Genomic DNA, 15,134 nt, shown 5'->3' on the forward strand with positions numbered 1-15,134 from the left:
ACACCTCACGGAGAGTGAGGATAATAATAGCAAACATATACACAACGATTTTGGAGTCTTCTATGGCAAATTATTTTAATACATTGAATCTGCGTCAGCAGTTATCGCAATTAGGTAAATGTCGTTTTATGTCGCGTGAAGAATTTGCTGATGAAGCAAATTATCTGAAAGGCAAAAAAGTCGTTATCATTGGTTGTGGCGCACAAGGTCTTAACCAAGGCTTAAATATGCGTGATTCTGGCTTGAATATCGCCTATGCATTACGCCAAGAAGCAATTAATGAAAAACGTGCATCATGGCGTCGAGCGACTGAAAACGGTTTTGAAGTCGGAACTTATGAAGCACTGATCCCACAAGCAGATTTAGTCGTTAACTTAACGCCAGACAAACAACACTCAGCGGTTGTTCAAGCGGTTCAACCGCTGATGAAATCAGGTGCTGCATTAGGCTATTCTCATGGTTTTAATATCGTTGAAGTGGGCGAAAAAATTCGTGATGACATCACCGTTGTGATGGTTGCACCGAAATGCCCTGGTACCGAAGTGCGCGAAGAATATAAGCGTGGTTTTGGTGTTCCGACACTGATTGCAGTTCACCCAGAGAACGATGCAAAAGGTGAAGGTATGGCTATTGCCAAAGCATGGGCTGCAGCAACTGGTGGACATCGTGCTGGCGTTTTAGAGTCATCATTCGTAGCCGAAGTAAAATCAGACTTAATGGGTGAGCAAACTATTCTGTGTGGTATGTTACAAGCAGGTTCACTGTTATGTTATGACAAAATGGTTGCTGATGGTGTAGAGCCAGGTTATGCAGGTAAGTTAATTCAGTTTGGCTGGGAGACCATTACAGAGGCATTGAAGCAAGGTGGTATCACCTTAATGATGGACAGATTATCTAATCCAGCGAAAATGCGTGCTTATGCGTTATCAGAGCAATTGAAAGAAATTATGGCGCCACTGTTTGCAAAGCATATGGATGATATTATTTCAGGTAAATTCTCTGAAACCATGATGGCAGACTGGGCAAATGATGATAAAAACTTGCTGACATGGCGTGAAGAGACTGGCGCAAGTGCTTTTGAAAACTACCCTGAATATGAGGGTAAAATCAGCGAACAAGAGTACTTTGATCACGGTGTATTAATGGTTGCGATGGTGAAAGCTGGTGTTGAATTAGCCTTTGATACGATGATTGAAGCGGGGATCTTTGCTGAATCAGCCTATTATGAATCACTGCATGAATTACCATTGATCGCAAATACTATTGCTCGTAAGCGTTTATATGAAATGAATGTGGTTATCTCAGATACCGCAGAATATGGTAACTATCTGTTTTCATTTGCCGTTGTGCCGATGTTGAAAGAGTTTATGGCAACACTGCAACCTGGCGATTTAGCGAAGAAAGTTCAAGATAATGGGACAGATAACGCACAGTTACGTGATATCAATGAAGCCATTCGTCAGCACCCCATTGAAGCCGTAGGTAAAACGTTGCGTGGGTATATGACGGATATGAAGAAGATTGCAGTTGGTAATTAATTTTTCGTCGCTATTTACGCGATAACCTCCGTTGTCGCCTTCTTCTCACGCAAATAGCTTAGAAAAATAAGCGAAGATTGAAGATTAAATTTTATTTTAAACCGCATTTCTTAATGGAATGCGGTTTTTTGTTTTTTATAGTATGAGGAAAATTGAAAGAGGGAATACTCAAGACTTTGAGCGCTTTCTGCTACAATTATCCCCCGTTATGTTCTTAGTTAATGAAGTTTGGAAAAAGTATGCGATTAAATCCCGGTCAGCAAAAAGCAGTAGAATATGTGTCAGGCCCTTGCTTGGTCTTGGCAGGAGCAGGGTCGGGTAAAACACGGGTTATTACTAATAAAATTGCGCACCTTATTCGTCAATGCCAATACCCAGCAAAACAAATTACAGCTGTTACGTTTACCAATAAAGCTGCGCGTGAAATGAAAGAGCGTGTTGCTCAAACTTTAGGTCGCCAAGAAGCGAAGGGATTAATGATCTCAACGTTCCATACATTGGGACTAGAAATTATTAAACGCGAATACAAAGTATTAGGGATTAAAGCTAAATTTTCATTATTTGATGATCAAGACCAATCTGCACTACTCAAAGAATTAACGGCAGATTTATTAGAAGAAGATAAAGATTTACTTTCTCAGTTAAAGAGCCAAATCTCTAACTGGAAAAACGATATGCTCACACCAGAGCAAGCAATCGGAATGGCGAGATCGCAACAAGACCATACATTTGCTGAATGCTTTCGACGTTATGAGCAACATCTGCGTAGTTGTAACGTGCTCGACTTTGATGACTTAATTTGCCGACCAACTTTATTACTGCGCACAAATGAAGAAGTCAGAGAACGCTGGCAAAGACGTATCCGTTATTTGCTGGTGGATGAATACCAAGATACTAATACAAGCCAATATGAATTGGTAAAATGGTTGGTGGGTGAAAGAGCCCGTTTTACCGTTGTAGGTGATGATGACCAATCTATTTATTCGTGGCGTGGCGCTCGTCCTCAAAATTTAGCGTTGTTACAAAAAGACTTTCCACAACTGAATGTGATCAAACTTGAGCAAAACTATCGATCTTCAGGGCGTATTTTAAAATCAGCGAATATCTTGATTGAAAATAATCCCCATGTTTTTGAAAAACGGTTATTTTCAGAATTAGGTTATGGTGATGAACTTCGCGTTTTAACCGCCAATAATGAAGAGCATGAAGCTGAACGTGTTGCGGGTGAATTAATTGCTCATCATTTTATTAATAAAACGAATTATAAAGATTACGCGATACTTTATCGTGGTAACCACCAGTCTCGTATTTTCGAAAAATACTTGATGCAAAATCGTATTCCCTATCGTATTTCGGGGGAAACCTCCTTTTTCTCGCGAGAGGAGATAAAAGATATTCTTGCCTATTTGCGAGTCATTACTAATCCTGATGATGATGCGGCATTTTTACGTATTGTGAATAAACCTCGTCGTGAAATTGGACCGATGACAATCCAAAAATTAGGCGAATGGGCAAAAGTTCGAGATAAAAGCTTATACAATGCCTGTTTTGATTTAGGATTAAGCCAAACGCTAACTGGGCGAGGTTTAAATTCATTGCATGCTTTTTCACAATGGATGTCGCGAATTGTACAAAAGGCAGAACGAGAACCTTTATTAGCGGTGCGTGATTTACTTCATGAAATGGATTATGAAAGCTGGTTATATGAAACCTCAAGTAGTGCAAAAGCGGCTGAAATGAGGATGAAGAATATTAATCAGCTATTTTCATGGATGAGTGAAATGCTAGAAGGTGATGAATTACATGAACCTATGACGCTTTCTCAAGTGGTTAACCGTTTTACTTTGCGCGATATGATGGAGCGAGGTGAAACAGAAGAAGAGCTAGATCAAGTTCAGTTAATGACTCTACATGCTTCTAAAGGCCTTGAATTTCCACACGTGTTTTTAGTGGGAATGGAAGAAGGGATTTTACCTCATCAAAGTAGTATTGACGAAGATAATGTAGAAGAAGAGCGACGCCTGGCTTATGTGGGTATTACTCGTGCACAAAAAACACTAACATTTACATTATGCAAAGAAAGACGCCAATATGGTGAATTAATTCGACCTGATCCGAGTCGTTTTCTGTACGAATTACCTCAAGATGATTTAAATTGGGATACGAATAAAAAGAAAGTGTTAAGTGCAGAAGAAAAGCAAGAAAAAGGGCAGCGGGGTGTGGCGGGGTTAAGAGCGATGCTGGCAAAGCATAAACCTGAATAAGTCTTATTATTAATTATTAACCCCTTGACACCTTAATGTTCAAGGGGTTTTTATTTTGCCTCAGTAAAATGTGGTTAACTTATACGAGAGCTATTTTGTTCTTCAACCATTAATGACCAATGCACATAACTCTGTAGCTGGATCTCTTCTTGGAGATTTTCAGCACGTAACGGATGTTCACTAAGCCATTGATAAGGTAGAGTAATAATGAGCGTTTCGTCCTCGGTACGTAATCGTAATGCGGGGAGTGTATCATCGCGACGACGGCTAGCGAAAATAATGGCTAATCGTAGTAAACGTACCAATCGATTAGCTTGATTCATCGGCAATGCATTTTGATGATTCAGAGGACCAAGATCGATAATACCTGTTTGATTTTTTAACAACGACGCTAATAAACGTCGTTGTGCAGGTGTATATCCTGGTAAATCAAGGTGAGAAAGCAGGTAGCTTGCATGCGATGATGCTTGGCGGAAATCAACACTCAGGCCAATTTCATGTAATGCACTGGCACTATTAAGTAATTCACGACAGCGATTATCTAACTGCCAACTTTTACTGACTTGAATAAAAAAGTGTTCAGCCAGTTGTTGTACGCGGTGTGCTTGCTCAATATCAATTTGAAAACGACGTTGGATATTACGTAGAGTACGTTGGCGAATATCTTGCTCAATAGGCAGATGTAACATACCGTAGACTAAACCTTCTCGTAATGCGCCTCCTGCGAGGATCATATTTTCAATGTGCAAGGTTTCAAATATAGCGATCAAGATAGCTAGCCCACTTGGAAACACTAAGGCTCGCTCGAAGGTGAGCCCATCAATTTCCAACTCTTCTAATTTTCCACATTCAATGGCTTTATGTTTAAGTCGTTCTAATTTAGGCAAGGTAATTAATTCATCCATTCCTTGCGCAATCATAATTTCTTGCAGGGCTTGAACAGTGCCTGATGCTCCCACACAGACTTGCCAGCCTTGTTCAATTAATTTCTCAGCAACAGGCGCGAGTATCGCTTTAGCTGCATCTTGAGCTTTGGCAAAATTTTCGTGAGTTAGACTGCGATCAGTAAAATAGCGCTCTAACCAAGTCACACACCCCATGCTGAGGCTCATTAATTGCGTTGTTTTAGCGCCAGTACCTGTAACTAGCTCTGTACTTCCACCGCCAATATCGACCACTAAACGTTGCTCTGCACCACCTGTAGTATGTGCAACACCACGGTAGATAAGGCGCGCTTCTTCCTCACCACTAATAACATGAACCGTATTACCAAGTATTTCAGACGCTTTAGCGACAAAAATATCTGCATTTTTGGCAATACGTAATGTGGCTGTTGCGACAATTCTGATTTGTTCAGCTGGAATATCACGTAGATATTCAGAAAAAAGTCGTAAACATTGCCAACCGCGTTCCATTGCCTGTTCTGACAATTCATTTTCACTGTTTAGGCCAGCAGCGAGTCGAACTTTACGTTTTACGCGAGAAAGTACTTGTATTGATCCCGCAATTTCTCGAACGACTAACATATGAAAACTGTTAGAACCTAAATCAATAGCAGCATAAAGTGATGAAGATTTCAGCATAATTTATGGATGACTCGGGCGTTTATTTCGGTTGTTACGTTGAGTATTATTTCCTCTGTTTCGCGACGGCGCATTATTGCGACGAGGCTGACCTTGGCGAGGACGGTGACGACGTTTAGGCTCAGGAAGATCTGTCAATAACGCATCACTATTATATTTACTCACAGGAATAGCATGTTGAATATACGTCTCAATCGCTGGTAAATTTAGCGCATATTCTTCACATGCAAGACTGATTGAATTACCACTATTACCTGCACGTCCTGTTCTACCAATGCGGTGAACATAATCTTCACAATCATCAGGTAAATCATAGTTAAAAACATGTGTTACTGATGGAATATGAAGACCTCTAGCTGCAACATCAGTAGCAACCAGAATATCAATATTACCTTGGGTAAAATCGTCTAAAATACGCAGACGTTTTTTCTGAGGAACATCACCTGTTAATAAACCAACACGATGTCCATCGGCAGCAAGATGCGCCCAGATATCATCACAACGATGTTTTGTATTGGCAAAAATGATACAGCGATCAGGCCATTCTTCTTCAATTAACGTTTGAAGAAGACGCATTTTTTCTTCGTTTGAAGGATAAAAAAGCTCTTCTTTTATACTAAAACCTGTTTTTTGTTCAGGTTCAACTTCAACGTATTCTGGATTATTCATTTGTTCAAAAGCAAGTTCTCTTACACGGTAAGAGAGTGTCGCAGAGAACAACATGTTCATACGTTCAGCTGCAACTGGCATACGGCGGAAGAGCCAACGAATATCTTTGATAAAGCCGAGATCGTACATTCTGTCAGCTTCATCAAGTACTACAACTTGGATTGCGTTAAGATTGATATGGCCTTGCTTAACGTAGTCAATTAATCGCCCAGTTGTGCCAATAACAATATCGACACCCTTACTTAATACTTTTAGTTGTTCATCATAGCCATCGCCACCATAAGCGAGACCCATTTTTATCCCTGTATTTTGCGCAATTTCTTTAGCATCAGAATAAATCTGTACGGCTAATTCGCGTGTGGGTGCCATAATAAGAGCACGAGGTTGATTAGTTTCATGCCCCTCTTTTGCAGGGTGAGTTAAAAGATAATGAAACGTTGAAGTTAAAAACGCCAACGTTTTTCCTGTTCCTGTTTGGGCTTGCCCGGCAATGTCTTGACCTTTCACAGTGATAGGTAACGTCAATGCCTGAATTTGTGTACAATTAGAGAACCCTTTTTTCTCAAGGGCTTCTATCACTTTTGGATGCAAGGCGAAGTCGGAAAACTTCTTTTCTGTCAAATATGTTTTGCTCATAATGTAATAGAATATCAGTTATGGGTTGCATTACAAAAGTTTATCCGCTGAAATGCAGACGGACTTTTGTTATTTAATGTTACACTGGTACGGTCAATATTATTCTTTGGAGTAGAACAATGAGCGATAAAATCCTTCACTTATCTGACAGCAAATTCGATGCTGATGTATTAAAAGCAACCGGCCCCGTGCTCGTTGATTTCTGGGCTGAATGGTGTGGCCCTTGTAAAATGATTGCTCCTATTCTAGATGAAGTTGCAACAGAATACGCTGGTAAATTAACAGTTGCGAAGCTAAACATCGATCAAAACCCGCTAACAGCACCAAAATTCGGTATTCGCGGTATTCCTACCCTCATTTTATTCAAAAACGGTGCAGTGGCTGCAACTAAAGTTGGTGCGTTGTCAAAAACTCAACTGAAAGAGTTTTTAGACGAAAATATCTAATTTGATTTAGATATCAAAAATAAAGTAGGACGTTTAGACCTTGTCAGTATTTCTGTTATTGACCGCTAGACGTCCGCTTCGAAGCATGATAAGTTAGCGCCACTTACTTACATAATATATCGGATCTTCTTGTCAATATGATTAGACACGATTAAATAAGTCTGAGATATTGAATATCAAGTGTACTAAGTAATAGAATTGAATAACATGATATGATATTCAATCTAATATGATATTTAATATAAGTAATCTGAATTCATCTAACCAGTCAAGTTGCCTTAGAATAATCTATAGTATTCAGGGAATATAAATTTTTCCAAATATGTTCCTAACCCATAAGTTGAAAGTACGCTCATAGCATCGTAATAATGAATGTCACTTCTTTGGAGATAAAGCAGGCTGGTCTAATAGTATTAATACTCTCTAACATTATCATTTTAGTTATACCCTTATGTTAGAAAGTTATAATCTGTAATTTTACACATGACGAAACTGACAGCGATTCGCTGTTATACTATTCACGTTCATAGTTCGAGAGTTACCCCGAGTTATTAAGAACCCACCATTATGAATCTTACCGAATTAAAAAATACGCCGGTATCAGAACTGATAGCACTTGGCGAAAATATGGGGCTAGAGAACCTGGCTCGAATGAGAAAACAAGACATTATTTTCTCTATCTTGAAGCAACACGCGAAAAGTGGAGAAGATATTTTCGGTGACGGTGTGCTGGAAATATTGCAGGATGGCTTCGGCTTCCTACGTTCCGCAGACAGTTCCTACCTTGCTGGTCCCGATGATATCTATGTTTCTCCAAGCCAAATTCGCCGTTTCAACCTTCGCACTGGTGACACCATTGCCGGGAAAATTCGTCCTCCTAAAGAAGGTGAACGCTATTTTGCCCTCCTAAAAGTTAATGAAGTTAACTTTGATAAACCAGAAAATGCCCGCAGTAAAATCCTCTTTGAAAACTTAACACCTTTACATGCTAATAATCGTTTACGCATGGAACGTGGTAATGGTTCAACAGAAGACTTAACTGCGCGAGTTCTTGACTTAGCGGCTCCAATTGGTCGTGGTCAACGTGGTCTTATCGTTGCTCCACCAAAAGCGGGTAAAACAATGTTGTTGCAAAATATCGCAGCAAATATTGCTCATAATTACCCTGATTGCGTATTGATGGTACTTCTGATTGATGAACGTCCAGAAGAAGTAACCGAGATGCAACGATTGGTAAAAGGTGAAGTTATCGCATCGACCTTTGATGAACCGGCTTCTCGGCACGTACAAGTTGCAGAGATGGTCATTGAAAAAGCAAAACGCTTAGTTGAGCATAAAAAAGACGTTATCATCCTGTTAGACTCTATTACTCGTTTAGCGCGAGCTTATAACACTGTTGTACCTTCTTCAGGCAAAGTGTTAACGGGAGGGGTGGATGCAAACGCATTGCATCGTCCTAAACGTTTCTTTGGTGCAGCGCGGAATGTTGAAGAAGGTGGTAGCTTAACGATCATTGCTACAGCACTCGTTGATACGGGTTCTAAAATGGATGAAGTTATCTACGAAGAATTTAAAGGTACAGGTAATATGGAATTACACCTGTCTCGTAAAATTGCTGAAAAACGTGTTTTCCCAGCGATCGATTATAATCGTTCTGGTACACGTAAAGAAGAATTGCTAACAACGCAAGATGAGCTACAAAAAATGTGGATCTTGCGTAAGATTATTCACCCAATGGGTGAGATCGACGCAATGGAATTCCTCATTAATAAATTAGCGATGACGAAGACAAATGAAGAATTCTTCGACTTTATGAAACGCTCATAAAATTTGTTAATAACGTTCTTGGGCTGATAACAAAGTTAAAATATTAAAAGAGTGTGCTCTATTACAGAAGTAAGTAATATCACCTCAATTTATATGCTGTTAAGTCCATTTACTTTGTTGGAATGACGATATGATACAAAACGCCACACTCTTTGTGGCGTTTTTTGTTTTTATTTTTGATGGGTTAATTAAATTTTGAGTGCGATATCTTAATGAGAAGTTGGTATATATATTGCATGAGTTAATAATTGATAAAAATAGCGATGGCATCAATAAACATAGTTAAGGAAAACTTATAATTGATGAAGGGTGGTGGGTTTTCGAATGAACTCGTCGTGGTGAGCTGGAAAAAGAATAAAAACACAGGGAAGGGTAAAATAACCAGCTATATTTATTATAGAGAACAGTACTGTGGATATACTAAAAATGAGCACAAGCGTTTTTTATGTGTTCTTATTTTCTTTCGCATTTTTATTTTTGGCTCGTAAAATTGCAAAGAAAATAGGACTCGTGGATAAACCGAATTATCGTAAAAAACATCATGGATTGATCCCTCTTGTGGGCGGGATTTCAGTCTATTTTGGTATTGTTTTCGCATTTTATATTTCAGATATCTATATTCCTCATAAGGAATTGTATCTGGCATGTGCGGGACTTCTTGTTTTTATCGGTGCGTTAGATGATCGCTTCGATATTAGTGTCAAGATTAGAGCAACAATCCAAGCCTTTGTTGGGATTGTAATGATGGTGGGAGCTGGGTTAAAACTAGACACATTGGGCCATGCTTTTGGTCCTTGGGAAATGCATTTAGGGCCTTTTGGCTACATTGTTACACTATTTGCTGTTTGGGCCGCAATTAATGCCTTCAATATGGTTGATGGTATTGATGGGTTATTAGGTGGTCTTTCTTGTGTCTCTTTTGGTGCTCTTGGTATTTTATTATATCAAGGCGGTAATTCTGCACTCGCATTTTGGTGTTTCTCATTTATTGCGGCTATCTTACCTTATATCCTGTTAAATTTAGGAGTTTGCGGTAAAAAATTCAAAGTCTTTATGGGTGATGCGGGGAGTACACTCATCGGATTTACTATTATTTGGCTATTAGTTGCCTCAACACAAACTCAACCTCGTCCTGTAAAAGCAGTCACTGCATTATGGATCATTGCTATTCCGCTTATGGATATGGTGGCCATTATGTATCGTCGTTTACGTAAAGGCATGAGTCCTTTCTCACCAGATCGTCAACATATTCATCACTTGATTATGCGAGCGGGTTTCACCTCTCGCCAAGCCTTTATTTTAATTACTGTGGCAGCTGCACTATTAGCTGCAATTGGTATTATTGGCCAGAACCTGTCTTTTGTTCCTGAATGGTTCATGTTGGCATTATTCTTGCTTGCATTTGTTATGTATGGTTATTGCATTAAACGCGCGTGGCGAGTCGCTCGTTTTATTAAACGACATAAGCGTCGCTTACGTAGGGCAACACAACAGCATTAATATAAGCAGAGGTTTTTTAACGTGATGAACTCGGAAAATAACGCCTCCCGACAGGGTAATCAGCCAGATAATGAACTCGATATTAGAGGTCTTTGTTGTGCGCTTTGGTCAGGAAAAAGCTGGATTATAGGGTTCGCTCTGCTTTTTGCTGTGATTGCACTAGGGGCATCTTATTTGATGCAACCTAAATGGAGTGCAATCGCAATGACAGAGAAACCAACGATAAATAACTTAGGCAGTTATTATTCGCAATCTCAGTTTTTACGTAATCTTGATACACAAATTAATCCCTCAGCACAAACCCCAGGCTTAACTATTTCAGATGAAGCTTATCAAGAGTTTGTGACTCAAATTGCTGCGTTTGATACTCGTCGTGAGTTTTGGCTACAGACGGATTATTTCAAACAACGTAAAGAAAGTGATGAGCAAGCTAATGCTGCGTTATTGGATGAGTTAATTAACAATATTCAATTTACGCCTGCTGATGAAAAAAAGTTGGTTAATGATCAACTTAAACTCATTGCCGAATCCTCAAAAGAGGCGAGCCAGTTATTAAATGAGTATATTGCTTTTGCTAATAAAAGAGCATCTACCCATCTTAATGATGAGGTGATAACAGCATGGGCAACAAGAACACAGTCAATGAAAGCGTTAGTTAAACGCCAAGAAATGGCGGCTCAAGCGGCTTATCAACGTCAAATTAACTTATTAGAGCAATCAATAAAAGTCGCTGAGAAACAAGGTATTTCTCAAAAACAGACATCTATTGCGATTGATGAGTTACCAGACTCTAAATTGTTTTTACTAGGTGTTCCTTTATTGCAATCACAGCTAGAAACTTTAGTGGCGACAGGTGCTGATTTTGATAGCGATTATGATCAAAATACAGCAATGTTAGCGACCCTCGCTGTGGGGGCAAAATTGCAAGATAACTTCCAAACTTATCGTTTCTTACGAACTCCTGAAGATCCTGTAAAACGTGATAGCCCTCGCCGTGCCTTTATGATGGTGCTTTGGGGAGCAATTGGCGTGTTAGTCGGCGCAGGTGTTGCATTAGTAAGACGTAGCTCATTAAAAAAATAATAATTATTAAATGTTGTCATTGATGACAATAACGAAACATCAGGTGTTTCGACACCTGATGTAATGAGTATAAGGGCATATTGCTTTCCCAAAAATAAGCGATATAACAATGAAAAAAAGAGAGCCACTGTGAAAGTGTTGACTGTTTTTGGCACACGCCCTGAAGCGATAAAAATGGCACCTTTAGTGCACGCTTTAGCAAATGATGATTCGTTTGAAGCGAAGGTATGTGTTACGGCCCAACATCGAGAAATGCTTGATCAGGTATTAAATCTTTTTGAGATCAAACCAGATTATGATCTCAATATTATGAAACCAGGACAAGATTTAACGGATATTACCTGTCGTATTTTAGAAGGGTTAAAACCGGTATTAGCATCATTCCAACCTGATGTTGTTTTGGTGCATGGTGATACAACGACAACGATGGCAGCAAGTTTAGCTGCATTCTATCAACGAATTCCAGTTGGTCATGTGGAGGCTGGATTGCGTACTGGCAATCTTTATTCACCATGGCCTGAAGAAGCAAACCGTACTATAGCAGGGCATCTTGCTATGTACCATTTCGCCCCGACAGAAACGGCAAAATTAAACCTAGTGCGCGAGGCAGTTGCTGATAAAAATATTTTTGTCACAGGAAATACGGTGATTGATGCGTTGTTTTGGGTAAGTGATAGAGTCATGGGCAATCAAACACTCTTAAATGAACTCGCTGTAAACTATCCTTTTATTCAACCAGGCAAAAAAATGATCCTTGTGACGGGACATCGTCGCGAAAGTTTTGGGGGGGGGTTTGAGCGTATTTGCCAAGCATTAGCTGAAATCGCATTAGCGCACCCTGATGTTGAAGTTGTCTACCCTGTTCACTTAAACCCTAATGTGAGTGAACCTGTCCAACGTATTCTTCACGGTATCGATAATATTAAATTGATACAACCACAAGATTATCTCCCATTTGTTTATCTAATGAACCATGCTTACCTTATTTTGACTGATTCTGGTGGAATTCAAGAAGAAGCCCCTTCATTAGGCAAGCCCGTTCTTGTAATGCGAGACACGACAGAACGCCCAGAAGCGGTTGAAGCGGGGTCTGTTCGTTTGGTGGGAACAGACACTAAACGTATTGTTAGCGAAGTAACCTCTTTATTGACAGACGAAAACGCGTATCACCAAATGAGTAAGGCGATAAATCCTTATGGTGATGGACATGCCTGCCAACGTATTCTTGAAGCATTGAAAAAAAATCAGGTGACATTATGAGTTTTGAAACTATTTCTGTTATCGGCCTCGGCTACATTGGTTTACCTACAGCGGCAGCTTTTGCCTCTCGTAAAAAAAGCGTCATCGGTGTTGATGTTAATCAGCATGCAGTTGATACAATTAACAAAGGTCAAATTCACATTGTTGAGCCTGATCTCGATAAAGTTGTTAAACAAGCTGTTGAAGAAGGTCACTTAAAAGCCTACACCACGCCACAGCCAGCAGATGCTTACCTTATTGCAGTACCAACACCTTTTAAAGGCGAACATGAGCCTGACTTGGCTTATGTTGAATCAGCGGCGCGCTCTATTGCACCTGTACTGAAAAAAGGTGATCTAATTATTCTGGAATCAACCTCACCGGTTGGCTCTACAGAACAGATGGCCGAATGGTTAGCAGAATCTCGCCCAGATTTAACGTTCCCTCACCAACAAGGTGAAGATGCCGATATTGATATCGCTTATTGCCCTGAGCGTGTATTACCGGGTCAGGTCATGATTGAGCTTATTCGCAATGACCGTGTTGTGGGGGGAATGAACCGTAAATCGTCGGAGCGTGCGAGCGAATTATATAAAATTTTCCTTGAAGGTGAATGTGTTATCACTAATGCACGTACCGCAGAAATGTGTAAGCTGACAGAAAACAGCTTCCGCGATGTTAATATCGCATTTGCTAACGAATTATCGCTTATCTGTGCGGATCAAGGTATCAATGTTTGGGAGCTGATTAGCTTGGCGAATCGCCACCCTCGCGTCAATATTTTACAACCAGGTCCAGGTGTTGGGGGACATTGTATTGCGGTTGACCCTTGGTTTATCGTGTCTCAAAACCCGAAACAATCCCGCTTAATTCACACCGCGCGTTTAGTTAATGATGGCAAACCAGTATGGGTTATTGATCAAGTCAAAGCCGCGGTTGCAGATTGCCTGACAGAAACAGGTAAGCGTGCCAATGAAATTAAAATTGCTTGTTTTGGTTTATCTTTTAAACCGAATATCGATGATTTACGTGAAAGCCCAGCCATGAATATCACAAAGCAGGTGGCAGATTGGCACAGCGGAACGACATTAGCGGTTGAACCTAATATTCATGAGTTACCAACGAAACTAAAAGGGATCACTGAATTAGTATCAACAGAGCAAGCATTGAAAGACGCTGATATTGTCTTAATGCTCGTTGATCATCAACAGTTTAAAGCTATCCCAGGTAGTAAAGTCACTCAAAGATGGATTGTAGATACTAAAGGAGTATGGCGTTGAAACGCATTCTAGTGACAGGTGGAGCCGGTTTTATCGGCTCTGCTGTTGTTCGACATATTATTGAAAATACCAATGACAGCGTTGTTGTGGTGGATAAGCTGACTTATGCCGGTAATGTAGAGTCATTAGCGCCCGTTGCTAACAGTGAACGCTATGCCTTTGAGCAAGTTGATATCTGTGATAGGGCAGAACTTGACCGTTTATTTTTTCAATATCAGCCAGATATTGTGATGCATTTAGCGGCTGAAAGCCATGTTGACCGTTCTATTGATGGCCCTGCTGCGTTTATTGAAACCAATATTGTTGGTACTTACACTTTATTGGAAGCTGCTCGCCATTATTGGCAAGTTCTCCCAGAAGAGAAGAAAACGGCATTTCGTTTCCATCACATCTCCACAGATGAAGTGTATGGTGATTTGGAAGGTACAGATGATTTCTTTACTGAAACCACACCTTATGCGCCAAGTAGTCCTTATTCAGCGTCTAAAGCATCAAGTGACCATTTAGTACGTGCATGGTTACGGACTTATGGTTTACCCACGGTGATCACAAATTGTTCAAATAACTATGGGCCTTACCATTTTCCTGAAAAATTAATCCCTTTAATTATTTTAAATGCGATTTCAGGAAAACCATTACCTGTCTATGGTAAAGGCGAGCAAATTCGTGATTGGCTCTATGTTGAAGATCATGCTCGTGCACTCTATTTAGTCGCCACAACAGCAACACCGGGTAAAACCTACAATATTGGCGGTCATAATGAGCGCCGTAATATTGATGTTGTTAAAACAATTTGTGCGCTATTAGAAGAGTTGTATCCAGTAAAACCTGAAGGTGTTGCTCAATACGTTGACTTAATTACGTATGTAAAAGACAGACCGGGGCATGATCTGCGTTACGCCATTGATGCTGCGAAAATTGAAGCTGAATTAGGTTGGAAGCCCGAAGAGACATTTGAATCAGGTATTCGTAAAACTGTTTTGTGGTACTTAAATAACGAAACTTGGTGGAAACGCGTACTTGATGGCTCTTATGCAGGTGAACGTTTAGGGCTTGGAAACTGATTAAG

General features: G+C 40.0%; 11 protein-coding genes. 9 read left to right on the plus strand and 2 right to left on the minus strand.

The features are described 5' to 3' along the window. The first annotated feature begins 62 nt into the window (after positions 1-62). On the plus strand, positions 63-1,538 hold the full coding sequence (ilvC, locus tag GWJ05_RS00370) for a ketol-acid reductoisomerase (protein WP_036939610.1): 1,476 nt from the start codon (positions 63-65) through the stop codon (positions 1,536-1,538). Between the two features lie 239 nt (positions 1,539-1,777). Further along, on the plus strand, positions 1,778-3,802 hold the full coding sequence (gene rep / locus GWJ05_RS00375; protein WP_087803782.1) for a DNA helicase Rep: 2,025 nt from the start codon (positions 1,778-1,780) through the stop codon (positions 3,800-3,802). A 74-nt stretch (positions 3,803-3,876) separates the two neighbouring features. Here rep and gppA read toward each other — a convergent pair whose 3' ends face one another. Next, complete coding sequence (gene gppA / locus GWJ05_RS00380; RefSeq protein ID WP_036939604.1) at positions 3,877-5,385, minus strand: guanosine-5'-triphosphate,3'-diphosphate diphosphatase; 1,509 nt, start codon at positions 5,383-5,385, stop codon at positions 3,877-3,879. A 3-nt stretch (positions 5,386-5,388) separates the two neighbouring features. After that, positions 5,389-6,690, minus strand: coding sequence for an ATP-dependent RNA helicase RhlB (gene rhlB, locus GWJ05_RS00385; RefSeq protein ID WP_036939602.1), 1,302 nt, complete (start codon positions 6,688-6,690; stop codon positions 5,389-5,391). A gap of 119 nt (positions 6,691-6,809) precedes the next feature. On the opposite strand from rhlB, the gene trxA reads away from it, so the two are divergent. The 7 genes from trxA to rffG all read left to right on the plus strand — a co-directional run bounded on the left by trxA (position 6,810) and on the right by rffG (position 15,129). Next, complete coding sequence (gene trxA / locus GWJ05_RS00390; protein WP_036939599.1) at positions 6,810-7,136, plus strand: thioredoxin TrxA; 327 nt, start codon at positions 6,810-6,812, stop codon at positions 7,134-7,136. Positions 7,137-7,703: 567 nt separating this feature from the next. Next, positions 7,704-8,963 carry a transcription termination factor Rho gene (gene rho, locus GWJ05_RS00395; RefSeq protein WP_036939597.1) on the plus strand — a complete coding sequence of 420 codons (1,260 nt, stop codon included), beginning with the start codon at positions 7,704-7,706 and terminating at the stop codon, positions 8,961-8,963. A 411-nt stretch (positions 8,964-9,374) separates the two neighbouring features. Next, the gene (gene wecA / locus GWJ05_RS00400; protein ID WP_036939595.1) at positions 9,375-10,463 is read left to right on the plus strand and encodes a UDP-N-acetylglucosamine--undecaprenyl-phosphate N-acetylglucosaminephosphotransferase; all 1,089 of its coding nucleotides are present in this window, start codon (positions 9,375-9,377) and stop codon (positions 10,461-10,463) included. A gap of 24 nt (positions 10,464-10,487) precedes the next feature. Further along, entirely contained in the window at positions 10,488-11,546 is a 1,059-nt protein-coding gene (gene wzzE / locus GWJ05_RS00405; RefSeq protein ID WP_082239503.1) for an ECA polysaccharide chain length modulation protein, read from the plus strand. Between the two features lie 129 nt (positions 11,547-11,675). Continuing rightward, entirely contained in the window at positions 11,676-12,806 is a 1,131-nt protein-coding gene (gene wecB / locus GWJ05_RS00410) for a non-hydrolyzing UDP-N-acetylglucosamine 2-epimerase (protein ID WP_036939590.1), read from the plus strand. Then, complete coding sequence (gene wecC, locus GWJ05_RS00415) at positions 12,803-14,065, plus strand: UDP-N-acetyl-D-mannosamine dehydrogenase (RefSeq protein ID WP_036939588.1); 1,263 nt, start codon at positions 12,803-12,805, stop codon at positions 14,063-14,065. Before wecB ends, wecC begins: the two co-directional genes overlap by 4 nt. After that, the gene (rffG, locus tag GWJ05_RS00420; protein WP_036939843.1) at positions 14,062-15,129 is read left to right on the plus strand and encodes a dTDP-glucose 4,6-dehydratase; all 1,068 of its coding nucleotides are present in this window, start codon (positions 14,062-14,064) and stop codon (positions 15,127-15,129) included. The genes wecC and rffG overlap by 4 nt, the downstream gene beginning before the upstream one ends. Positions 15,130-15,134 lie beyond the last annotated feature (5 nt).

The organism is Proteus sp. G2626 (assembly GCF_009915985.1).
In the GTDB taxonomy this organism is placed as follows: domain Bacteria; phylum Pseudomonadota; class Gammaproteobacteria; order Enterobacterales; family Enterobacteriaceae; genus Proteus; species Proteus vulgaris.

Excerpts from the sequence above, each read along its gene's own strand:
- ilvC (WP_036939610.1), top strand. The coding sequence starts at position 63 with ATGGCAAATTATTTTAATACATTGAATCTGCGTCAGCAGTTATCGCAA.
- rep (WP_087803782.1), top strand. The coding sequence starts at position 1,778 with ATGCGATTAAATCCCGGTCAGCAAAAAGCAGTAGAATATGTGTCAGGC.
- trxA (WP_036939599.1), top strand. The coding sequence starts at position 6,810 with ATGAGCGATAAAATCCTTCACTTATCTGACAGCAAATTCGATGCTGAT.
- wzzE (WP_082239503.1), top strand. The coding sequence starts at position 10,488 with ATGAACTCGGAAAATAACGCCTCCCGACAGGGTAATCAGCCAGATAAT.
- wecC (WP_036939588.1), top strand. The coding sequence starts at position 12,803 with ATGAGTTTTGAAACTATTTCTGTTATCGGCCTCGGCTACATTGGTTTA.
- gppA (WP_036939604.1), bottom strand. The coding sequence starts at position 5,385 with ATGCTGAAATCTTCATCACTTTATGCTGCTATTGATTTAGGTTCTAAC.
- rhlB (WP_036939602.1), bottom strand. The coding sequence starts at position 6,690 with ATGAGCAAAACATATTTGACAGAAAAGAAGTTTTCCGACTTCGCCTTG.
- rho (WP_036939597.1), top strand. The coding sequence starts at position 7,704 with ATGAATCTTACCGAATTAAAAAATACGCCGGTATCAGAACTGATAGCA.